The organism is Streptomyces sp. NPDC052721 (assembly GCF_040678315.1).
GTDB lineage: Bacteria > Actinomycetota > Actinomycetes > Streptomycetales > Streptomycetaceae > Streptomyces.
In genome coordinates this window covers 20,326-41,448 of record NZ_JBFATL010000026.1, presented here as the reverse complement: position 1 = coordinate 41,448, position 21,123 = coordinate 20,326, and the positions used below count along the sequence as shown (strand labels likewise).

Below are 21,123 nucleotides of genomic sequence, written 5' to 3'. Positions count from 1 at the left end.
CACTCCCTTCGCCGGTCGCACCGGTGGTGATTCCGCTTCGTTCCGGTACGGGCGCGGAACCGGCTCTCCGTCCGTCGATCCAGTGGCGTCGTAGGAGGTCACCGCCCGTCCGTGGGTGTCACGCTCCCAGGTGCAGACCGTCCGCCGCCTCCTCCACCATGGCCAGTTCCAGTCGGCTGATCCGCACGGTGAAGAGGGTGCCCGATACGCGCAGGCCGCTGAGTCCCAGTTCGCCGAGCGGGGCGGTCCGGACGGGGCGCAGGGTGACCGTGCGGGCGGGGCGTCGGGACGGATACCGGCGAGGGCGGTGAGCAGCAGGGCCACGGAGGCCGCGGCGCTGGCTGCCGGACGGCAGGCGGCGGGACGCGGTGCCGGCGGAGCGCTGTTCGCCCTCGCACATCTCGGGCAGGCGGTGAGCGGAGTGTTCCGCCGCTTCCAGCAGCCCGTTCAGCAGTCCGGCCGCTTCCTTCTCGTATCCGGCCGCCGCCGGCCCGGTGACCGCGACTGTCGTCTCCTGGACGCGGACGGCTCCGGTCCAGTGGCCGAACGGGTTGGGGACCGCTTCCTTGGTGGCGAGCCGCGCAGTCCCCGGCCCTCGTCCATGGCGGGGTGCCGAGCAGCCGGGCGAGGTGTGCGGTGTGCACCTTGCCGAGCAGGCCCGGGGCGAACATGCCGGCGCCTAGCAGCCCGCTGTCGAGGACGCGGACGGCGGTGGCGGCCAGGTGGGGCACGGGTCGGCCGTCCGGCGTGAGGGCCATGGCCGGGCGTCCACCACCGCGGTCCTCCACCCAGAAGTCGGCCCGGCAGGCCGACCGCGGCGTCTGGGCCGACTGGCGTGATTCCTCGGGTCGGGGCCGGCGGCCGGTATGGCGAGGCCGGGGAGGGCCACGTGGATCAGCGAGGGGTGTCCGCAGATGCCTCGGCTCAGGCCCGGTGGGCCGGCGGCCGTTCCCGTACGGGTCGGTGCTTGCCCGGGCTCCCACCGGCCGGCGCTCATCCGTTCTCCTCGGGCTGCGGACGCCCGGTGTCCGCAGGGGCGCCACCGGTCGTGGCGTCGCCTGTAGCCGCCGCACGCGTGCGCGTGGTGATCGGGCTGCGGGTGCCGGGCCCGGAGGCCTCGGTGGCGGACGGCCGGGGACGGGTGTCGGTCGGCCTCCGTCGGCCTCCCTTCGCGCGGGCCGTCTGACGGCCGTCGTCGCCGTCCGAGTTGCGCGCACGGCGTCGTCGCTGCCTGCCCGTCCGGGAGCGGGGCTCGGCGCTCGGGTCGTCCGCCTGGATGCCGGCTGCGGGTGCCGGGGCCGGGGCCTGCGGGGGTTCGGGGAGAGCGGTTTGCGGTGCCGGGCCCGTTCGCTCCGTGGTGCCCGTCGGTGTGCGCCGCGCGCTCTCCGTGCGCAGGCAGCGACGGACCACCTCGGGGTCGAGCCCCTCGTTGCAGGCCTGGTGCAGCAGGCGGGCGAAGAGGTAGTCGGGATCGGCGGCCAGGGCCATGGCCAGCGCTTCCCGAGCCTCCAGTTCATCCCCCATGGACCAGGCGACCCAGCCCGCGAGGGTCAGTGGTGCGGCGGCGTGCTCGCCGTAGGGCCCCACGCAGCGGCGGGCCAGGGCGCGCCAGAGCCGGAGCGCCGGACCGGCCTCGTCCCCTTCCATCCAGGCGGCGGCCTTGTCACGGGTCGTACGGTCCTGGAGCCCGAGGATCAAGGTGGCCGCCTCGTCGTCCGCGAGGAGGTTGTCGTCGCGCACGTCCGCAGGATGCGTGCCGGAGACCGAAGCCGCGGTGCCGTAGCGGCGAATGATCCGCTCGGCCAGGTCAAGGGTCTCCTCCGCCACCTCCTGACGGGCCGTCTCGTCCAGGAGGCGGGGCACCAGGCTCATGCCGGCCGCGTCCAGGGCGATCTCCTGTTCCAGCGCGGCGGTGGTCTCCCACGGCTGCAGCCTGGCGCGCAGCTCCCGCAGTGTGCCGCGCACCTGGATGCCGGCATAAGTGGCTGCCGCGGCGAGCACGGATGTGCCGGGAAGGCCCATCGGTGAGCCGTCCTCGGGGCAGCAGCCCTTGACCGGGCAGCAGTACGACCAGAAACGGCCTTCGGAGATGCACAGGGCCTCGATGACCGGCACGTCGAGGTTGCCGCACTCGGTGCGCATCAGGTGGGCCAGCCTCTCCAGCCTTCGTTTGACGTCCCGGCCGGACTCTCCCGGGCCCGGTTCCTGGCAGACGTACGCCACCATCCGCTCGGGCCGGGTGCCGCGCCGCTCGCTGCCGGTGACGAGACCGCGGGCCAGCTGCCGGGCGGCGGCCTCCCAGTCCTCCTCGTTCGCGGGGATGCCGAGCCGGGCCCGGCCGCCGAACGTGCCTCGGCGGCCCGCGTGGTCGTGCAGGGCGACGAGCACCATGCTGTCCTCCGGGCGGTAGCCGAGGAGGTAGGGCAGGGCGTCGGCCAGCTCGGCCGGGGTGCGCAGCGTGACCGGCGTGATGTGGTCGGCCGGGGCGGTCGACGGCTCCTGCCCCGAGATGTCGTTGCTCTCGAAGGGTCCGGTGGTTTCGCTGTGATTCGTCATGCGCCGACGATCTCGCGGATCTTGAGATTCCGGTTGAGCCTGTGGATAAGTCGAATCAGGGACACGACAAAGCCGTCCCGCGTTGTCCACAGCCTCGGCCCGGGCCCGCCCGTTTGTCGGTCCCGTCCTGTTGTATGGGACGCATGGAGCACACGAGCAACGCGGATCTCCGGGCGCAGGCGGACGCCGTCCTCGCCCGGCTCGTCGGGGATGCCACGGGCGCGGCCCGGCTGCGCGAGGACCAGTGGCGGGCGATCGAGGCACTGGTCGCGGACCGGCGCCGGGCCCTGGTCGTGCAGCGCACGGGATGGGGCAAGTCCGCGGTGTACTTCGTGGCGACCTCGCTGCTGCGGGCCAGAGGAAGCGGGCCCACGGTGATCGTCTCGCCGCTGCTCGCGCTCATGCGGAACCAGGTGGATGCCGCCGGCCGGGCCGGTATCCACGCCCGGACCATCAATTCCGCCAACACCGAGGAGTGGGAGGCCGTCCAGGCCGAGATCGCGGCGGGCGGCGTCGACGTGTTGCTCGTCTCGCCCGAGCGGCTGAACAACCCGGACTTCCGCGACCAGGTCCTGCCCAAGCTGTCCGCGGCCACCGGCCTGCTCGTCGTGGACGAGGCCCACTGCATCTCCGACTGGGGCCACGACTTCCGCCCGGACTACCGCCGGCTGCGCACCATGCTCGGCGACCTCCCACCCGGGGTCCCCGTACTGGCCACCACGGCCACCGCCAACGCGCGAGTGACCGCGGACGTCGCCGAGCAGCTCGGCACGGGCGGCACGTCCGACGCGCTGGTCCTGCGCGGCCCGCTGGACCGGGAGAGTCTGAGCCTCGGCGTGCTGCGGCTCCCGGACGCCGCGCACCGGATGGCCTGGCTCGCCGACCATCTGGGCGACCTGCCGGGCTCCGGCATCGTCTACACGCTCACCGTGGCCGCCGCCGAGGAGGTCACCGCCTTCCTGCGGCAGCGCGGGCACGCCGTCGCCTCGTACACGGGCAAGACGGAGAACGCGGAACGGCAGCAGGCCGAGGACGACCTGCTCGCCAACCGCGTCAAGGCCCTGGTCGCCACCTCGGCGCTCGGCATGGGCTTCGACAAGCCGGATCTCGGTTTCGTGGTCCATCTCGGCTCGCCCTCCTCCCCCATCGCCTACTACCAGCAGGTCGGCAGGGCCGGCCGCGGCGTGGACCACGCGGAGGTGCTGCTGCTGCCGGGCAAGGAGGACGAGGCGATCTGGCAGTACTTCGCCTCGCTGGCCTTTCCCCCCGAGGATCTGGTCCGGCGCACCCTGGATGTCCTCGCCCGGGCGGACGGGCCCCTGTCGCTGCCCGCCCTGGAACCGCTGGTCGAGCTGCGGCGCTCACGCCTGGAGACCATGCTGAAGGTCCTCGACGTGGACGGAGCGGTGCGCCGCGTCAAGGGCGGCTGGATCGCGACCGGACAGCCGTGGTCGTACGACGCCGAACGCTACGCGTGGGTGGCCCGGCAGCGCGCGGCCGAACAGCAGGCGATGCGCGAGTACGCGACCACCACCGAGTGCCGGATGATGTTCCTGCAGCGACAGCTGGACGACGAGGGCGCCAAACCCTGTGGCCGCTGCGACAACTGTGCCGGACCGCGCTTCACCTCCGGTCTGTCCCCGGCGGCCCTCGACGCCGCGCGGAGCGACCTGGGCCGGGCCGGAGTGGAAGTGGAGCCCCGCCGCATGTGGCCGACCGGCCTCCCGGCCATCGGCATCGACCTCAAGGGACGCATCCCGGCCGGGGAACAGGCCTCCCCCGGGCGGGCGCTGGGGCGGCTGTCGGACATCGGCTGGGGCAACCGGCTGCGTCCGCTGCTCGCGCCCCAGACGCCGGACGCCACGGTGCCCGACGACGTGGCGCATGCTGTGGTGGACGTCCTGGCCGACTGGGCCCGAGGTCCCGGCGGTTGGGCCTCCGGTGCGTCCGACGCCCCGCCCCGGCCGGTGGGCGTCGTCACCGTGGCCTCGCGCAGCCGGCCCCGGCTGATCCACTCCCTGGGCGCCCGGATCGCCGAGGTCGGCAGACTCCCCCTGCTCGGCTCCGTGGAGTACGCCGGGGACGCTCCCCGCTCACCACGCAGCAACAGCGCGCAGCGGCTGAAGGTCCTCGACGGCGCGTTGACGGTGCTGCCCGACCTGGCGTCGGCACTCGCCGAGGCGAACGGCCCGGTGCTGCTGGTCGACGACTTCACGGAGACGGGCTGGACGCTCGCGGTCGCGGCGCGCCTGCTCCGGAAGTCCGGGGCGCGCGGAGTGCTTCCGCTGGTCCTCGCCGTTCAGGGGTGACAGAGGTGTCGCGACCGCTTCTCGCCGCCCGGGGATGACCGACGTGCCGCCATGACGTCTCGCCGTCCAGGGGGGAGCGAGGCGTCGCCACCGATTCTCGCCATCCGAAGATGACCGACGTGCCGCCGCCCGCTCTCGCCTCCCCGGGCTGAGCGGCGTGCCGCCGCCGGACTCCACAGCTCAGGGACGACCGCGCAGCCCCTCACGGTGGCCCGGCAGGCGGCGACCGGGCACCTCAGGCGTCATCAGCCGGACCTTTGGGTAAGGATATAAGCCACGCACCACCAGATAACAGTCGGCGGTGCCAATTGCTCGTTGCCGCAGCCAAGTTCGACAGGAAGAATTGAGGTCCGCTCCCCGCACGGTTCGTCCGTGATCCGGTTGGGCTCCGCTGCGGTGCGCGCTCCCCCGAATCCGACCTCGCCCGCAGTGTGGGCGCGTAGCCGAAGGGAGGAACGTGACCTTCGGATTCGCCTCGTCCTCGGCGGCCTCGTTGTCGACGTCCACGTCCGCCGCTTCCGCCAGTCGCCTGCTCGAGCCGGCCGAGTGGGCCGCTGCCGGAATCCCTCTGCTGCGCAACCCCCGTGAGGTCGTCAGCGGGCTGCATGCCCGCCATCACCCCAAGCCGCTCACGGCGATCGTGGCGGTTCTCGACCCGGACGAGCGACTGCGCGCCAGCGCCTCGTTCACGCGCCGTCCGGCCGCCGCCGACGGCTGGATGTTCCGCAACGCGCTGCTGGCCCAGCTGCGCCGGGTGATTCCGCACGACCTGCGCCGCCGCACCCCCGTGCGCACGGCCGTCCTGCTCTACTGCCGTGAGGGCGACGCGCGTTGGACCGAGGAGGACGGCGCCTGGATGTGGGGACTGCGCGATGCCTGCACACTGCACGGGCTGCGCTGCGGGGCGTACATTACGCTGACGCATGACGGCTGGCAGGTGCTCGGCGAGGGGCGCGGCGGACGCCGGCCCAACGCGCACTCGGCGCCTGAGCCCTTCGCCACGGCGGAGGCCCCACCGCTCGTACCGCGCACCGGTGGCCCGGTCTCCGAGGTGCTGCGCCGGGCTGCGGCTCGCTGAGTTCGCCGAACAGTGCGGCGCGGGCGGTAGGACGGTACGTGCCGCCTACCGGACTGTACGAACGGCGCGAACGGTACGACAGCCGGGTTGCCCGATCTGCGCCACCGACCGGGCTGCACGAGCACCACAACCAGCCGGTCCGCACAAACGGAACGGCCGGCCGGGCTGCGCAAAGCACACGGCCAGCCGGTAGCCGGTGCCCAGTGCGCTCTGCCCGAGCCGCGCCGTCGTCTGTCGCGAGCGGTGCCGAGAACACACGCGGGCTCGCGCGCTGGTCCGGGGGTACGAGATCCATTCCAGCCGGACCAACTCCGGGAGCGGCCCCGCCGCGGTCGCCTCGGCCTCGTTCACGGCCGCACAGGCGGAACGCGTCGTCCGGCCCGGCATGCGCCCGCCGCTGTGACGACCCGGATCAGGCGGCCGGGTCATCCGTGCGCCGCTCCCGTGGGTCCCTCGGAGAGCCGCTCCGTCAGCAGCGCCACCGCGGCCCGCACGCGGGCATGCCAAAAGCCGCACCGTGCGGATTCCGCCGGAGCGGCCCCCTCGGCACCCCGGTGACCTGAGGTGCCGGACGCGGCTCAGACGCCGGCGCCCAGCACCGAGTTGATCTGCTGCGGGTCGCCGCAGACGATCAGCAGGGCACCGGCCCGGGAGTGGGCCAGCGGAAGGGCGGTGGCAGCGGCGGAGGCGGGTCCTCCGTTGACGGCCACGACGACCACCGGGCGGGACGCGGCGCGGGAGGCCACGGCGGCATCGGCGTAGAAGACGTCGTCTCCCGCGTCGTGCTGCGCCCAGTAGGACGTCTCGCCGAAGGACAGCTCGTGCTCGGCCCACGGGTGCTGGGCACCGGTGGTGATCACGAGCACGTCGCCGGGGGCACGGCCCGAGTCCAGGAGCAGGTCCACGGCCTCCTCGGCGGCGTCGAGCGCGCCCTCGGCCGAGGCCGGGATGAGCTGGATCTGCGGGCTCGCCGGGGTGGCGGCGGGAGCGGCCGGGCCGGAGGGGCCGGGCTTGGCCGGAGTCACGTCACGCGGCGTGCGCTGCACCGGCGGCGTGGGCCGCAGAGGGCCGGGACGACCGGGGCGGGACGGAGCCGCGGGGCGGGGGCCGGGTACGGGGCGAGGGGTCGGCGCGGTACGGCCGCTGGCCGGAGTGGCGCGGGGACCCTGGGCACTCTCGTGAATCTGAGGCTCCTCGGGAATGAGAGGCATGGGCTGATATTTATCAAACGTTGGTGCGGCGCGGATGACCGGGTGGCACATCAGTGCGAGCGGAACCGTCAGAATTCGAGAGCGAGCTGACCCTCGATTTCCGGAACGCTTCCGTCCGCCCAGCTGCGGACCTTCTTGAGGTGCCGCCACTGAGGCAACGCATCAAGATACGCCCACGACAATCGGTGGTGCGGGGTGGGCCCCCACTCCTCCAGTGCGGCCTTGTGCACGGGCGACGGATACCCGGCGTTGTCCGCGAATCCGAAGTCTGCATGGTCGATACCCAGTTCGGCCATCATTTTGTCGCGCTGGACCTTGGCGATCACCGACGCCGCCGCGACGGCCACACACGACCGATCACCCTTGATCACCGTGCGCACCTGCCAGGGGTCGCCCAGGTAGTCGTGCTTCCCGTCGAGGATCACGGCGTCGGGGCGGACCGGCAGGGCGTCCAGGGCGCGGACCGCTGCGAGCCGCAGCGCGGCAGTCATCCCCAGGTCGTCGATCTCCTCCGGGGAAGCATGCCCCAGCGCGTAGGCCGTCACCCATGACTGCAGGGTCAGGGCGAGTTCCGTGCGCCGCTTGACCGTCAGCAGCTTGGAGTCTGTCAGCCCCTCGGGCGGTCGACGGAGTCCGGTGATCGCCGCGCAGACGGTGACGGGCCCGGCCCAGGCGCCGCGCCCCACCTCGTCGACACCGGCAATGACCTTCGCTCCGGTCGTGGCGCGCAGGGAGCGCTCGACGGTGTGAGTAGGTGGTTCGTACGGCATGGCGCCCTTAGCGTACGCCGCGGGGATCGCCTCGCGACACCCCGGTCGTCCGGCCGGCACCGGGAGTGCCGACGCGGCGGATCAGGTCCGGTAGGGCCGCAGGAGCGGGAGCATCAACTGGTCGATCATCTCTTCGAGATCCGGATCGCTCCATTCGCTCGCGCACATCTTCGATCGGTACATCATCATGGCCGGGATGACATCGAAGACGTATCCGTTGGCCGCGTCCGAGCGGACCTCCCCTCGCTCTATTCCACGAGTGATGACCTCGCGGAGCAGCTTGACGGTCGGCTCCACCACAGTCCCGAAGATCACCCTCTCGAAGCGCTCCACTTGCATGTGATCGCACTCGTGAATCACTGAACGCAGCGCGACGCCGGGCCGCGAGTACATGATCTGCCGTACCTGCCGGCACAGGGTGAGCAGGTCCTCGCGCACGCTCCCGAGGTCCGGGGCCTTCTCCACCCGGGGCAGTCCGGACACCAGGGCGTCGGCGACCAGATCCTCCTTGGAGGGCCAGCGGCGGTAGACCGCGGCCTTGCCTGTCTGGGCGCCGGCCGCCACGCCCTCCATGGTCAGCCCCTTCCAGCCGACCGTGCTGAGCTGCTCCAGAGTGGCGTCCAGGATCGCGCGCTCCAGTACCGCACCGCGCCGACGAGGTGAAGCCGTCCGGTCAGGGGCGGCCGTCCAGCGCGAGGTAACCATCTGCGTTTCTCCAGCATGCAAGGGGAGCGGGGGTTCGGGGGGTGGCGCCGCGCCGCAGCAACGGGGGGACGCGGGACGTGGCGCACGATTAAGTGAACGCTTGCGTTCACTGTCGGGGACTCACTACCGTGGACGCGAAAGTGAACGCGAGCGTTCACTAAAGTCTTTATGGGGGACCCACAGTGACGACCTCTCAGCTCCTCAAGGACGACCAGAAACCGGGCGCGGCCCGCCGGGAGGGGCATCCCGGTATCGCACTCACCGTCATCGCGGCTTGCCAACTCATGGTGGTACTCGACGCGACGATTGTGAATATCGCGCTCCCACACATTCAAGAGGCCCTCAAGTTCAGCACCACGGACCTGACTTGGGTGGTCAGCGCCTACACACTCACGTTCGGAGGTCTGCTGCTGCTCGGGGCGCGGGCCGGTGACATCCTCGGCCGCCGCCGGGTGTTCATGGCCGGCATCCTGCTGTTCACCTTCGCCTCGCTGCTGGGCGGTCTGGCCCAGGAACCCTGGCAACTGCTGGCCGCACGGGCCCTGCAGGGCGTGGGTGGGGCGATCGCATCGCCCACCTCGCTGGCTCTGATCACCACGACCTTCCCCGAAGGACCCGAACGGAACCGGGCCTTCGGCGTCTTCGCCGCCGTATCCGCAGGCGGTGGCGCCATCGGCCTGCTCGCGGGCGGCATGCTCACCGACTGGCTCGACTGGCGGTGGGTGCTGTTCGTCAACGTGCCCATCGGTGTGCTGATCGCCTCGCTCGCACCGCTGTACATCAACGAGTCCGAGCGGCATCCCGGACGCTTCGACCTCACCGGCGCGCTGACCTCCACGCTCGGCATGGCGTCGCTGGTGTACGGGTTCATACGCGCCGCGGAGGACGGCTGGCGGGACGGCCTCACCCTGGGCTCCTTCGGCGCGGCAGTGGTCCTCCTGTTCGCCTTCGTCTTCACCGAGATGCGGGCGAAGGAGCCGATCACCCCGCTCAGGATGTTCGCCGACCGGAACCGCTGGGGCACGTACGTGATCATGCTGAGCCTGGCCGCGGCGATGTTCGGCATGTTCTTCTACATCGTGCTGTTCGTGCAGAACGTGCTCGGCTACAGCGCCATCAAGGCCGGTCTCGCCTTCCTTCCCGTGACCGCCGCGATCGCGGTGGGGGCGGGCCTGTCCCAGCGCCTCCTGCCGGTGCTCGGCCCCAAGCCGTTCATGATGGGCGGTTCCGCGCTGGTGGTCATCGGGTTGGTCTGGCAGACCTTCATCCGCCCCGACAGCACCTACGTGGGCGGGGTGCTGGGTCCCATGCTGGTGTTCGGCTTCGGCATGGGCCTGAACTTCGTGACGGCCACCGTCACCGCCGTGTCGGGTGTCGCCCCCCACGAGGCGGGAGCGGCTTCCGGTCTGCTCAACGCGATGCAGCAGGTCGGCGGTTCGCTCGGGCTGTCCATCCTGACGACCGTCTTCGGATCGGCCAGCACGGACGAGGCGAAGAAGCAGCTGCCGAAATTCCTCGCCGACGCCTCGCCGGAGCAGAAGGCGGAGTTCGCCAAGACGCGCCAGCTGCCCGCGCCCTGGGGCCACGACGTGCTCGCCCATGGCATCTCCACGGCCTTCATACCGGCCGCGGCGATGGCCGCGCTCGCGTTCCTCACCGCTTGGCTGGTGCTCAGGGTGCGCAAGGACGACCTCGACTCCCTCGCGGGCACGGCGGGACCGCACCTCGGCTGATCCAGGCCGAGCCGCGCGATACCGCGGCCGACCGGACCGTCGCCGGGGGACCGACGGCGCACGCGGGGATCCGGTCGGCCGCACCACGGCCACCAGCGCCCTGGACAAGCCGAGAAAGAGGAAGAACAGAGCCGGAAGCAGCTCCGGCACCGGCACCGGCACCGGCGAGACGATTGCCATCTCCCCACTCCTCCGTTCCTCCTCGTCACGGCTCCGCATGCACCCCGACCGCAGACGGCCTGGACGGCGGATACCGGAAGAACGGGCGACGGTCACGCAGAGTTCCCGACACGCACGGAGAGTTTCTGCTCGCCACCGCCATATACCAGCGGAACGCCGGCGGAAGGCATCCGACGACGACCGTCAGCCCCCCGTGGGCACCCAGTCCGGCAGGTCCTCGGTGTGTCGCACCCACTCCGCGGGCGGCTTCCCGGCCTTGCCTGCGGCCAGCACGCCCCCCACGATCGCGCAGGTCGTGTCGACGTCCCCGCCCGCCTGGGCAGTGGTCCAGAACGCCGATGCGAAGTCACCGAGAGAACGGGCGGCGGACCAGAGGGCGAAGGGAACGGTGTCATGGGCCGTCGTACGGCGCCCGCAGCCGAGGACGGCGGCCACGGTGGCGGCGTCGCCGTAGTCGAGCATGTCGCGGGCGCGGCGCAGACCCTGGCCGACCGCGCTCTTCGGGACAAGCGCGATGACGCCGTCGAGCAGTGCCTCCGGGGCGGGCGGACCGTCGGGCGAGCCCACCATGGCTGCCGCCGCGGCCACGGCCATGGCCCCGACCACGGCCTCCCGGTGCTGGTGCGTCGTGTAGGCCGAGATCTCCGCCTGGTGGGTCGCCTGCTCGGGGTCGCCCGCGTACCAGGCACCCAGCGGCGCGATCCGCATCGCCGCTCCGTTGCCCCAGGACCCCTGGCCGTTGAAGAGCCCGGCGGCCAGCGGGCGCCAGTCCTCGCCCTCCCGGACGAGGCGCAGCAGCCGGTTGACCGCGGGGCCGTAGCCCCGGTCGAAGTCGTGGTGCTCGGCGAAGGAGCGGGCGAGCGCGTCCTGGTCGATGCGGTGATGGGTGGCGAGAACGGCGACCACGGAGCAGGCCATCTCGGTGTCGTCCGTCCACTGCCAGGGGCCCGCGGGCAGCTCGCGGCGCTTCAGCAGGGGGTAGTTCACGGGAACGAAGAACTGGGAGCCCAGCGCGTCCCCCACGGCCAGTCCGCGCAGGCTCGCCAGGGCGCGTTCCAGGCGTACGAGGGAAGAGGAGTCAGCGGTCATCGCCCTGCCACTCTATCCGTTCGCCCAGTACCGCACCGGTTCCCGCCAGCGCTCGAAGGGCCGGTCGAGTGTGTACCGGCCGTCCTCTCCCAGAACGAGCATCCGCATCTCGGCGTTCCCGGGGTTGGACAGCGACTCGAATTCCGCGACCGTCCAGTGGAACCAGCGCATGCAGAACAGCCGCATCGCCAGCCCGTGGGTCACCAGAAGAACGTTCGGCGGGTGGTCGGGGGCCTCGAAGCTGCGGAAGAGGCTCTCCAGGAAGCCGCCGACCCGGTCGTACACGTCGGCGCCGGACTCGCCCTGCGGGAACCGGAAGAAGAAGTGGCCGTACGCGTCGCGGTAGGCCTTCTGCAGGCGTACGTCGTCGCGCTCCTGCCAGTTGCCCCAGTCCTGCTCGCGCAGTCTGGGTTCCTCCCGGACGCGTATGAGATCGGGGTCGAGGTGGAAGGCGCGGAGCGTCTCGTGGGTGCGGCGGTACGGGGAGACGTACACGCTGACGCGTTCCCGGCCGAAGATCTCGCGGAGCCGCTTGCCGGTCTCCTCGGCCTGCCGCCAGCCGCGCTCGGTCAGCGCGAGGGCGTGGTCGGGCTCGCGCTCGTACACGGAGTCGTCGACGTTGCCCGTGGACTCGCCGTGCCGGACAAGGACGATGCGCCGTGGTCGTGCCATGCCAAAACCCTAGTTCGAACCGCGGAGAGTCGAGCACTCAAAGGGGCCCTGTACGGCGTAGGTCACACGCATACCGTGTCCGGGGCCCGCATTCCCGACCCGCCGTAGCGGGGTGTTTTGCAGCAGTGCGTTGGTTTGTCGGGCCACCACGTCAGACCGTCCAGGACGGCTCCAGGTCGACGATGTCGCCGGAGAGCGCCGCGACGTCCGCCTCGGTCTGCGCACGCAGGGCGAGGCGCTCCACACGCTCCGTGCGGTACTTTCCGTGTTCGGCCGCCGACCGCCACATCGACAGGATCAGGAACTCCTGCTCCGGAGCCTCCGCGAACATGCCGCGGATCATGCCGGGCGAACCCGCCATCGCGGGATTCCAGACCTTCTCCTGCATGAGCGTGAAGTGCTCGACGCGCTCCTCATGGACCCGGCACAGCGCCACGCGGATCAGATCGGCGTCGGTGAACCGGGGCTCGAAGCCCGTCTTCACGTCGAAGCGGTACTCGAACAACTTGACCTGGGCGTCCTTGAAGGTGCCGGACTGGGCGGCGGCCAGGCGGTCGTGGGAACGGGCCATGAAGGAGTCGTAGAAGGCACGGCTCTCCCAGAAGGTGAAGATGTGTGCCACCCCCGCCCGCCGCCGGCTCCAGCCCCCGCCCTGTCCCCGAAAACCCGGCTCCCCCAGAAGCCCCGCCCATTTTCGCTGTCCCCGCTCGAACCCCCGGCGGTCCACCACGGTGCAGCGAATCCACTTGACCAGCACCGCGCCATCGTAAGGCCACCGGGCGTGGCGTCGGTCACGCTCCGGCGGAGATCGCCCGCGCACGCGCCCCCGCGCGCGTGGGACGATGGGCGGCAAGGAACCCCGGCCGATGGGGAGTTGGGGTCGACCGAGCCACAGGGGGAAGGGAAAGCCTGGTGACCGGCTTCAGTAAGGGAATCCGCAAGGTCGAGGTCGCGCTCAAGTGGGACCCCAGTCCGGCGGGTCGGCCGCCGACTGATCTGGACATCGTCGCCGCGACGTTCCTGTCGGGCGACCCGTACGGGGATCCGGCCTATCTGGTGCACTTCGACAGCCGCTCGCCGGACGGCACGATCCTCCTCAACCGCGACAGCACGGACGGCAAGGGCTTCGGCTGGGACGAGGTCATGACACTCGAACTGGACCGCCTCAGCGACCGCTACGCGCGCGTGGTGGTGGGTGTCGTCATCCAACAGCGGCCCGGGCACAAGACGTTCGCCCACGTACTGAATCCCGCCGTACGCATCCGTGAGGGGTACACCGTGCTCGCCGAGGACGGCTTCGCGTCGGTCCTCGGGTCGACGGCCGCGACGATCGCCGAGTTCGTCCGGGACGGCTCGCAGGAGTGGACGTTCCGTCCCGGCGTGCATGGCTTCGACGAGGACCCGGCCACCTTCACCCGGGTGATGGGCAGGGCACACCCGTCCTGAGGGTCCGGGGGCCGTACGAGTAAGGGGCGCCGGCCATGGGCCGGCGCCCCTTACTTCAGGAACGGTGTGTCATCAGCTGCAGCCGCTGGTCGAGCCGCAGCCCTCGCAGATGTAGCAGGAACCGGCCCGCTGCATCTTCGTACCGCAGGAGAAGCAGAGCGGGGCGTCGGCCTGGATGCCCAGCTGCATCTCCACCAGCTCGGCGCTGGTGTGCGCCTGCCGCGGCGCGGGCTTGGCCGCCTCGGCCTCTGCCTTCGGCGTGGCGACCGCCTTCAGCTCCTGGGCGCGCGGGGCCGACTGGGCCAGGCCCTCGACGTCGACCTCGTCCTCGGCCGGCTCGTAGGAACCGGTCTCCAGGTGCCGCTGACGCTCCTCGGCGGAGTGGATGCCGAGCGCGGAGCGGGTCTCGAAGGGCAGGAAGTCCAGCGCCAGGCGGCGGAAGATGTAGTCGACGATCGACTGCGCCATCCGCACGTCCGGGTCGTCCGTCATACCGGCCGGCTCGAAGCGCATGTTGGTGAACTTCGAGACGTACGTCTCCAGCGGCACGCCGTACTGCAGACCGACGGAGACGGCGATGGAGAAGGCGTCCATCATGCCCGCGAGGGTCGAGCCCTGCTTGGACATCTTCAGGAAGACCTCGCCGAGACCGTCGTCCGGGTAGGAGTTGGCGGTCATGTAGCCCTCGGCGCCGCCGACGGTGAAGGACGTGGTGATGCCGGGACGTCCCTTCGGGAGGCGCTTGCGGACCGGGCGGTACTCGACGACCTTCTCGACCTTGGGCTCGACGGCCACGGTCTCCTCGGCCTTCTTCTCCGTCTCCTTCTTCTTGGCGGAGAGCGGCTGGCCGACCTTGCAGTTGTCGCGGTAGATCGCGAGCGCCTTGACGCCCAGCTTCCAGGCCTCGAAGTAGATCTCCTCGACCTCCTCGACGGTCGCCGTCTCCGGCATGTTGACCGTCTTGGAGATGGCGCCGGAGATCCACGGCTGGATCGCGGCCATCATGCGGACGTGACCCATCGGGGAGATGGCGCGCTCGCCCATGGCGCAGTCGAACACCTCGTAGTGCTCGTGCTTGAGGCCGGGGGCGTCGATCACGTTGCCGTGCTCGGCGATGTGGGCGACGATCGCCTCGATCTGCTCCTCCTGGTAGCCCAGGCGGCGCAGGGCCTGCGGAACGGTGCCGTTGACGATCTGCATCGAACCGCCGCCGACCAGCTTCTTGAACTTCACCAGCGCCAGGTCGGGCTCGACACCGGTGGTGTCGCAGGACATCGCGAGACCGATGGTGCCGGTCGGCGCGAGGACGGACGCCTGGGAGTTACGGAAACCGTTCTTCTCGCCGAGACGCAGGACGTCCTGCCAGGCCTCCGTGGCGGCGGCCCACACCGGGGTGTCCAGGTCGTCCATGCGGACGGCCGTGCCGTTGGCGTCGGCGTGCTGCTTCATGACGCGGTTGTGGGCGTCGGCGTTGCGGGCGTAGCCGTCGTACGTGCCGACGACCGCGGCCAGCTCGGCGGAGCGGCGGTAGGCCGTACCCGTCATCAGGGAGGTGATGGCGCCGGCCAGGGCGCGGCCGCCGTCGGAGTCGTAGGCGTGGCCGGTGGCCATCAGCAGGGCGCCGAGGTTGGCGTAGCCGATGCCGAGCTGGCGGAACGCGCGCGTGTTCTCGCCGATCTTCTGGGTCGGGAAGTCCGCGAAGCAGATCGAGATGTCCATCGCGGTGATGACCAGCTCGACGACCTTCTGGAAGCGCTCGGTCTCGAAGGACTGGTTGCCCTTGCCGTCGTCCTTCAGGAACTTCATCAGGTTCAGCGAGGCCAGGTTGCAGGACGTGTTGTCCAGGTGCATGTACTCGCTGCACGGGTTCGACGCGGTGATCCGGCCGGACTCGGGGCAGGTGTGCCAGTTGTTGATGGTGTCGTCGTACTGGATGCCCGGGTCGGCGCAGGCCCAGGCGGCCTCGGCGATCTTGCGGAACAGGGCCTTGGCCTCGACCTCTTCGATGACCTCACCGGTCATACGGGCGCGCAGGCCGAACTTGCCGCCGTTCTCGACCGCCTTCATGAACTCGTCGTTCACACGGACCGAGTTGTTGGCGTTCTGGTACTGGACGGACGTGATGTCGTCGCCGCCCAGGTCCATGTCGAAGCCCGCGTCACGCAGGACGCGGATCTTCTCCTCTTCCTTGACCTTGGTCTCGATGAAGTCCTCGATGTCGGGGTGGTCGACGTCGAGAACGACCATCTTGGCGGCGCGGCGGGTGGCACCACCGGACTTGATGGTGCCGGCGGAGGCGTCGGCGCCGCGCATGAAGGAGACCGGGCCGGAGGCGTTGCCGCCGGAGGAGAGCAGCTCCTTGGAGGAGCGGATGCGGGAGAGGTTCAGGCCGGCGCCGGAGCCGCCCTTGAAGATCATGCCCTCTTCCTTGTACCAGTCGAGGATCGACTCCATGGAGTCGTCGACGGACAGGATGAAGCAGGCGGAGACCTGCTGGGGCTGCGGGGTGCCGACGTTGAACCAGACGGGGCTGTTGAAGCTGAAGATCTGGTGCAGGAGGGCGTACGCCAGCTCGTGCTCGAAGATCTCGGCGTCGGCGGGCGAGGCGAAGTACTTGTAGTCCTCACCGGCCTTCCGGTACGTCTTCACGATGCGGTCGATCAGCTGCTTGAGGCTGGTCTCGCGCTGCGGGGTGCCGACGGCGCCCCGGAAGTACTTGCTGGTGACGATGTTGACCGCGTTCACCGACCAGAAGTCGGGGAACTCGACGCCACGCTGCTCGAAGTTGACCGAGCCGTCGCGCCAGTTGGTCATGACGACGTCACGGCGCTCCCACGACACCTCGTCGTACGGGTGCACTCCGGGGGTGGTGTGGATGCGCTCGATACGCAGTCCCTTGGTGGCCTTGGCGCCCTTGGCTCGGGAACCTCGTGCCGGACCACTCGCCGTCTCTGTCATGCCGCCTCCCTGTACGGGCAAAAACGCCCTGAAGTGCCCATTTGTTCCCATGGGCACGTGTTTCCGTCTTGCGTTGCGGGCGCCCTCAGCTGCCACCCGCAACAGGTCTTCGTTCGCCGCCTGCCGGCCGGAACCCGGGTCTCCTCCCGGCTTCCGGCCCTTCGGTCAGTCGGCGGCGCGGGCGGGCACGGGGACCTGAGTGGTCCTGCCGGGCCCGCGCTCGTCTTCCTGGCTCCCCGCTCCCGCGTCTTCCTCGTCCGCGGCGGGGTCTCCCGTCGCCTCCCTCAGCTCCGCGATGGCGGCCTCGAAGTCCTCGAGCGAGTCGAACGCCCGGTAGACGGAGGCGAACCGCAGATAGGCGACGAGGTCGAGCTCCTGCAACGGGCCGAGTATGGCCAGACCCACGTCGTGGGTGGTCAGCTCGGCACTTCCGGTCGCACGCACCGCCTCCTCGACCCGCTGGCCGAGCTGGGCGAGCGCGTCCTCGGTGACCGGCCGCCCCTGGCACGCCTTGCGCACCCCGTTGATGATCTTGGTGCGACTGAAGGGCTCGGTGACTCCGGACCGCTTGACCACCATGAGCGAGCACGTCTCCACGGTCGTGAAACGACGGGAGCAGTCGGGGCACTGGCGGCGCCTGCGGATGGACGTGCCGTCGTCGGTCGTACGACTGTCGACCACACGGCTGTCGGGATGCCTGCAGAAGGGGCAGTGCATGTTCTCCAACCCTCCTCACAGCAGACTCATCGGCATCACAGGACCCACAGGCCCCGCGAAGCAGCCCTAAGCATAGGGGATCGTCGAGGCGTCTCAGACCGGGGGACCACAACTTCTGGGCTGCGGTAGCCATCCAACCACTAGATGTGGGGATTGGGTCACACAGCGAGGCAGATACGCGTGTCGCGCCGGAAGAGCGGCCCGGAGCGCCGCCGCCGGCCTGCGAGGACACGCGGGCGCCGAGCAGTGTCGCCGCGACGCCTGCGGGGATACCGTGGGCGCCACAGGGAGAAGGCGTGGCACTCCCGCACAGAAAGGGCCCCGCATCCCGGACTACGGGGTTCCGGATGGCAGACTGGGGCACGGCCCACGAGGCCGGCACGCCTCGGCGGTGAAGAGTACAACAATGGGCGCTTTTGTCCGCCAAGTGTCGCGTTAGCAATACACCCAGACACGTGATCGCGTCAGGCGAAACGCACTTTTTCACTCGAACGTGTGTTTGGCGCAACCTTTCGAAAGCAACTACCGTTGTCCAGCAGGGAGACCATCGAGAGGGGCCGACGTGACCACCACCGCAGACAGTGCCACCATCACCGCCCAGGACCGCTCCATGGGCCGAGTCGAGCCGGTACACGCGATGAACGAAGCCACGAATCCCGAGGGACACAAGCGCTCCCTGCCGGGCCGACCTCCAGGCATCCGGGCGGACAGCTCCGGACTCACCGACCGGCAGCGCCGGGTGATCGAGGTCATCAGGGACTCCGTACAGCGGCGCGGTTACCCGCCGTCGATGCGGGAGATCGGCCAGGCCGTCGGCCTCTCCAGCACCTCATCGGTCGCCCATCAGCTGATGGCACTGGAGCGCAAGGGCTTCCTGCGCCGTGACCCGCACCGCCCGCGCGCGTACGAGGTGCGCGGATCCGACCAGGCCGTCAGCGTGCAGCCCACGGACACCGCCGGCAAGCCCGCCGCGTCGTACGTCCCGCTGGTCGGCCGCATCGCCGCCGGTGGCCCGATCCTCGCGGAGGAGTCCGTCGAGGACGTCTTCCCCCTCCCCCGCCAGCTCGTCGGTGACGGCGAACTGTTCGTCCTCAAGGTCGTCGGCGACTCGATGATCGAGGCCGCGATCTGCGACGGTGACTGGGTCACCGTCCGCCGCCAACCGGTCGCCGAGAACGGCGACATCGTCGCCGCCATGCTCGACGGCGAAGCCACCGTCAAGCGCTTCAAGCGCGAGGACGGCCACGTATGGCTCCTCCCGCACAACGCGGCCTACGAGCCGATCCCCGGCGACGACGCGACCATCCTCGGCAAGGTCGTCGCCGTGCTGCGCCGCGTGTGACGGCCGCGGCGGGCGGGCCGGCCGGCCCGCTCCCTGACCGGGCCCCGGAACCCCTGCGCCGGTTCCGGGGCCCTGCGTATGCCCGGCGGCCTTATGTACGTCTCCGGGCGACGTGGGGGCCGGATTGCATCGCGGGGTACCCCGACCGGCGACGGTCGGGATACCCCGCGATCACTTGGCCGCCGCCGGCTGCGCCTCCGCCTGCTTCGCCACCGCGTCGATCGCCGCGAGCGACTTGCGAACCTGATTGCGGTCCGTGGTGTACCAGAAGTCCGGCAGTGACGCCTTCAGATAGCCGCCGTAGCGCGCGGTGGCCAGCCGCTGGTCCAGTACGGCAACCACGCCCCGGTCGCCGGACGCCCGGACGAGACGGCCGGCGCCCTGGGCCATGAGCAGCGCCGCGTGGGTCGCGGCCACCGCCATGAAACCGTTGCCTCCCGCCTCCTCCACCGCCTTCTGGCGTGCGCTCATCAGCGGATCGTCGGGGCGCGGGAACGGGATCTTGTCCATGACGACCAGCTGGCAGCTGGTGCCCGGTACGTCGACGCCCTGCCACAGCGACAGCGTGCCGAAGAGACACGTCTTCGGGTCGGCCGCGAAGTTCTTGATCAGTTCGCCGAGCGTCTCCTCGCCCTGGAGCAGGATCGGGAACTCGGGGATCCGGGAACGCAGCTCCTCCGCGGCGAGCTGAGCGGCCCGCATGGACGAGAACAGGCCGAGGGTGCGCCCGCCGGCCGCCTGGATCAGCTCGGTCAGCTCGTCCAGCATGTCGGAGCGCTCGCCGTCACGCGCGGGGCGCGCCAGATGCTTGGCGACGTACAGGATGCCCTGTTTGCGGTAGTCGAAGGGCGAGCCGACGTCGACGCCCTTCCACTTCGGCAGGTCCTCGCCCTCCACGCCCTCCGGGCCGAGCCCCAGGGAGGCGCCGACGCCGTTGAAGTCGCCGCCCAGCTTGAGCGTCGCCGAGGTGAGGACCACGGTCCGGTCGGCGAACAGCTTCTCCCTGAGCAGACCGGAGACCGACATCGGGGCGACACGGAGGGACGCGCCGAAGCGGTCGTGCCGCTCGTACCAGACGACGTCCCACTCCGAGCCGTTCACGACCCGCTCCGCCACGTCGTGCACCGTCTCCACCGAAGCCAGCGCCTGCTTGCGGACCGCGTCCTCGTCCTGGACGGACTTGTCGCGCGTCGCACCGATCGCGGAGATCACCGTGCGGGCGGCGTCCCGCAGCGCCATCAGCGCATAGGCGAGATCTTCCGGGATCTCCTCCAGGCGGCCCGGCAGCGCGAGTTCCATAAGCCGCTCGAAGCCTTCGGCGGCGGTCTGGAGCTGATCGGCGGCCTTCTCGTTGACCAGCTTGGCGGCACGGCGCACCGCGCGGTTGACCTGGCCGGGCGTGAGTTCGCCGGTGGCGACGCCGGTGACACGGGAGACAAGTTCATGCGCCTCGTCCACGATCAGCACCTCGTGCTGGGGCAACACCGGGGCACCCTCGATGGCGTCGATGGCCAGCAGCGCGTGATTCGTGACCACCACCTCGGCGAGCTTGGCCCGCTCACGGGCCATCTCCGCGAAGCACTCGGCGCCGTACGCGCACTTCGACGCGCCCAGGCACTCCCGCGACGACACGGAGACCTGAGCCCAGGCACGGTCCGAGACGCCCGGCGTGAGATCGTCCCGGTCGCCGTTCTCCGTCTCGTCGGCCCAGTCCCGCAGTCTCAGCAGATCCTGGCCCAGCTTGCTGGTGGGCGCTGCGGCCTCGAACTGGTCGAAGAGCCCCTCCTCCTCGTCCTGCGGCATGCCCTCGTGCAAGCGGTGCAGGCACAGGTAGTTCGACCTGCCCTTGAGCATCGCGAACTCCGGGCGGCGGCGCAGCAGCGGGTGCAGGGCGTCGACCGTGCGCGGCAGATCCCGTTCGACGAGCTGGCGCTGCAGGGCGAGCGTGGCCGTCGCGACGACCACCCGTTCCCCGTGCGCGAGTGCGGGCACGAGATAGCCGAGCGACTTTCCGGTGCCGGTGCCGGCCTGGACCAGCAGATGGGATCCGTCGTCGATCGCCTCGGCGACCGCTTCGGCCATGGTCACCTGGCCGGGGCGCTCCGTGCCGCCGACGGCTGCGACGGCGGCATGCAGGAGTTCGGGGAGGGAGGGCTTCGTCATAGCCCGACCACCCTACGACCCTGCACTGACAAACGGGGGGTCGTGGCGAGGGTCGAGGGAGGGCTCACGAGCGGGGCTCCTTGGGTGGGGTGGGGAGCGGGTCCGGGGCTTCTGCGTCGGGGCTGGGGCGGACGGGGGCTGATGGTCGGCACCGGGTCGCAACGGTCCCGGCGTCGGGGCGGTGCGGTCGCCCA

Annotated in this window: 15 protein-coding genes and 1 pseudogene; 5 read left to right on the top strand and 11 right to left on the bottom strand. The window is 70.7% G+C overall.

The window, feature by feature from the left end:
* Nucleotides 1-118: 118 nt before the first annotated feature.
* Nucleotides 119-836 (bottom strand): annotated as a pseudogene (locus tag AB0L21_RS23895) (glycogen debranching protein); the annotation flags it as partial.
* A gap of 157 nt (nucleotides 837-993) precedes the next feature.
* Entirely contained in the window at nucleotides 994-2,556 is a 1,563-nt protein-coding gene (locus tag AB0L21_RS23890; RefSeq protein WP_365786252.1) for a DUF4192 domain-containing protein, read from the bottom strand.
* 143 nt (nucleotides 2,557-2,699) lie between these two features.
* Between AB0L21_RS23890 and AB0L21_RS23885 the strand changes: the two genes are divergently transcribed.
* Together AB0L21_RS23885 and AB0L21_RS23880 are read left to right on the top strand one after the other, a co-directional pair.
* Nucleotides 2,700-4,865, top strand: a complete 2,166-nt coding sequence (locus AB0L21_RS23885; protein ID WP_365786250.1) for a RecQ family ATP-dependent DNA helicase — start codon at nucleotides 2,700-2,702, stop codon at nucleotides 4,863-4,865.
* 457 nt (nucleotides 4,866-5,322) lie between these two features.
* Nucleotides 5,323-5,943: a hypothetical protein gene (locus tag AB0L21_RS23880; protein WP_365705624.1), complete on the top strand. Its 621-nt coding sequence runs from the start codon at nucleotides 5,323-5,325 to the stop codon at nucleotides 5,941-5,943.
* 578 nt (nucleotides 5,944-6,521) lie between these two features.
* Here AB0L21_RS23880 and AB0L21_RS23875 read toward each other — a convergent pair.
* From AB0L21_RS23875 to AB0L21_RS23865, 3 genes are all read right to left on the bottom strand, one after another.
* A complete protein-coding gene (locus AB0L21_RS23875; RefSeq protein WP_365705623.1) occupies nucleotides 6,522-7,154 on the bottom strand; it encodes a hypothetical protein in 633 nt (210 codons plus the stop codon).
* Between the two features lie 68 nt (nucleotides 7,155-7,222).
* Nucleotides 7,223-7,924, bottom strand: a complete 702-nt coding sequence (locus AB0L21_RS23870; RefSeq protein ID WP_365705621.1) for a ribonuclease HII — start codon at nucleotides 7,922-7,924, stop codon at nucleotides 7,223-7,225.
* 81 nt (nucleotides 7,925-8,005) lie between these two features.
* Nucleotides 8,006-8,629: a TetR/AcrR family transcriptional regulator gene (locus AB0L21_RS23865; RefSeq protein ID WP_365705619.1), complete on the bottom strand. Its 624-nt coding sequence runs from the start codon at nucleotides 8,627-8,629 to the stop codon at nucleotides 8,006-8,008.
* 182 nt (nucleotides 8,630-8,811) lie between these two features.
* On the opposite strand from AB0L21_RS23865, the gene AB0L21_RS23860 reads away from it, so the two are divergent.
* Nucleotides 8,812-10,362: an MFS transporter gene (locus tag AB0L21_RS23860; RefSeq protein ID WP_365786248.1), complete on the top strand. Its 1,551-nt coding sequence runs from the start codon at nucleotides 8,812-8,814 to the stop codon at nucleotides 10,360-10,362.
* 363 nt (nucleotides 10,363-10,725) lie between these two features.
* Here the strand turns inward: AB0L21_RS23860 and AB0L21_RS23855 are convergent, their stop codons facing one another.
* The 3 genes from AB0L21_RS23855 to AB0L21_RS23845 form a co-directional block, all read right to left on the bottom strand.
* Nucleotides 10,726-11,631 carry an ADP-ribosylglycohydrolase family protein gene (locus tag AB0L21_RS23855; protein WP_365705615.1) on the bottom strand — a complete coding sequence of 302 codons (906 nt, stop codon included), beginning with the start codon at nucleotides 11,629-11,631 and terminating at the stop codon, nucleotides 10,726-10,728.
* A 12-nt stretch (nucleotides 11,632-11,643) separates the two neighbouring features.
* Nucleotides 11,644-12,303, bottom strand: coding sequence for a histidine phosphatase family protein (locus tag AB0L21_RS23850; RefSeq protein WP_365705613.1), 660 nt, complete (start codon nucleotides 12,301-12,303; stop codon nucleotides 11,644-11,646).
* Nucleotides 12,304-12,454: 151 nt separating this feature from the next.
* Nucleotides 12,455-13,060: a YdbC family protein gene (locus AB0L21_RS23845; RefSeq protein WP_365705611.1), complete on the bottom strand. Its 606-nt coding sequence runs from the start codon at nucleotides 13,058-13,060 to the stop codon at nucleotides 12,455-12,457.
* A gap of 155 nt (nucleotides 13,061-13,215) precedes the next feature.
* Between AB0L21_RS23845 and AB0L21_RS23840 the strand changes: the two genes are divergently transcribed.
* A complete protein-coding gene (locus AB0L21_RS23840) occupies nucleotides 13,216-13,749 on the top strand; it encodes a TerD family protein (RefSeq protein ID WP_365705609.1) in 534 nt (177 codons plus the stop codon).
* Between the two features lie 72 nt (nucleotides 13,750-13,821).
* On the opposite strand, the gene AB0L21_RS23835 is transcribed toward AB0L21_RS23840, so the two are convergent.
* Both AB0L21_RS23835 and nrdR read right to left on the bottom strand, forming a co-directional pair.
* Nucleotides 13,822-16,707: a vitamin B12-dependent ribonucleotide reductase gene (locus tag AB0L21_RS23835; protein ID WP_365786246.1), complete on the bottom strand. Its 2,886-nt coding sequence runs from the start codon at nucleotides 16,705-16,707 to the stop codon at nucleotides 13,822-13,824.
* A 165-nt stretch (nucleotides 16,708-16,872) separates the two neighbouring features.
* A complete protein-coding gene (nrdR, locus tag AB0L21_RS23830; protein WP_365705603.1) occupies nucleotides 16,873-17,424 on the bottom strand; it encodes a transcriptional regulator NrdR in 552 nt (183 codons plus the stop codon).
* A 562-nt stretch (nucleotides 17,425-17,986) separates the two neighbouring features.
* Here nrdR and lexA point away from each other — a divergent pair.
* Nucleotides 17,987-18,766 (top strand): transcriptional repressor LexA, encoded by a 780-nt coding sequence (gene lexA / locus AB0L21_RS23825; protein WP_358936707.1) that lies wholly within the window; start codon nucleotides 17,987-17,989, stop codon nucleotides 18,764-18,766.
* Nucleotides 18,767-18,937: 171 nt separating this feature from the next.
* Here the strand turns inward: lexA and AB0L21_RS23820 are convergent, their stop codons facing one another.
* Nucleotides 18,938-20,929 (bottom strand): ATP-dependent DNA helicase, encoded by a 1,992-nt coding sequence (locus AB0L21_RS23820; protein WP_365786244.1) that lies wholly within the window; start codon nucleotides 20,927-20,929, stop codon nucleotides 18,938-18,940.
* Nucleotides 20,930-21,123: the final 194 nt, after the last annotated feature.

Bases quoted from the DNA above. Each gene is read 5' to 3' on its own strand.
- AB0L21_RS23875 (WP_365705623.1), bottom strand. From the start codon at position 7,154: ATGCCTCTCATTCCCGAGGAGCCTCAGATTCACGAGAGTGCCCAGGGT.
- AB0L21_RS23865 (WP_365705619.1), bottom strand. From the start codon at position 8,629: ATGGTTACCTCGCGCTGGACGGCCGCCCCTGACCGGACGGCTTCACCT.
- AB0L21_RS23870 (WP_365705621.1), bottom strand. From the start codon at position 7,924: ATGCCGTACGAACCACCTACTCACACCGTCGAGCGCTCCCTGCGCGCC.
- AB0L21_RS23855 (WP_365705615.1), bottom strand. From the start codon at position 11,631: ATGACCGCTGACTCCTCTTCCCTCGTACGCCTGGAACGCGCCCTGGCG.
- AB0L21_RS23890 (WP_365786252.1), bottom strand. From the start codon at position 2,556: ATGACGAATCACAGCGAAACCACCGGACCCTTCGAGAGCAACGACATC.
- AB0L21_RS23885 (WP_365786250.1), top strand. From the start codon at position 2,700: ATGGAGCACACGAGCAACGCGGATCTCCGGGCGCAGGCGGACGCCGTC.
- AB0L21_RS23835 (WP_365786246.1), bottom strand. From the start codon at position 16,707: ATGACAGAGACGGCGAGTGGTCCGGCACGAGGTTCCCGAGCCAAGGGC.
- AB0L21_RS23850 (WP_365705613.1), bottom strand. From the start codon at position 12,303: ATGGCACGACCACGGCGCATCGTCCTTGTCCGGCACGGCGAGTCCACG.
- AB0L21_RS23820 (WP_365786244.1), bottom strand. From the start codon at position 20,929: ATGACGAAGCCCTCCCTCCCCGAACTCCTGCATGCCGCCGTCGCAGCC.
- nrdR (WP_365705603.1), bottom strand. From the start codon at position 17,424: ATGCACTGCCCCTTCTGCAGGCATCCCGACAGCCGTGTGGTCGACAGT.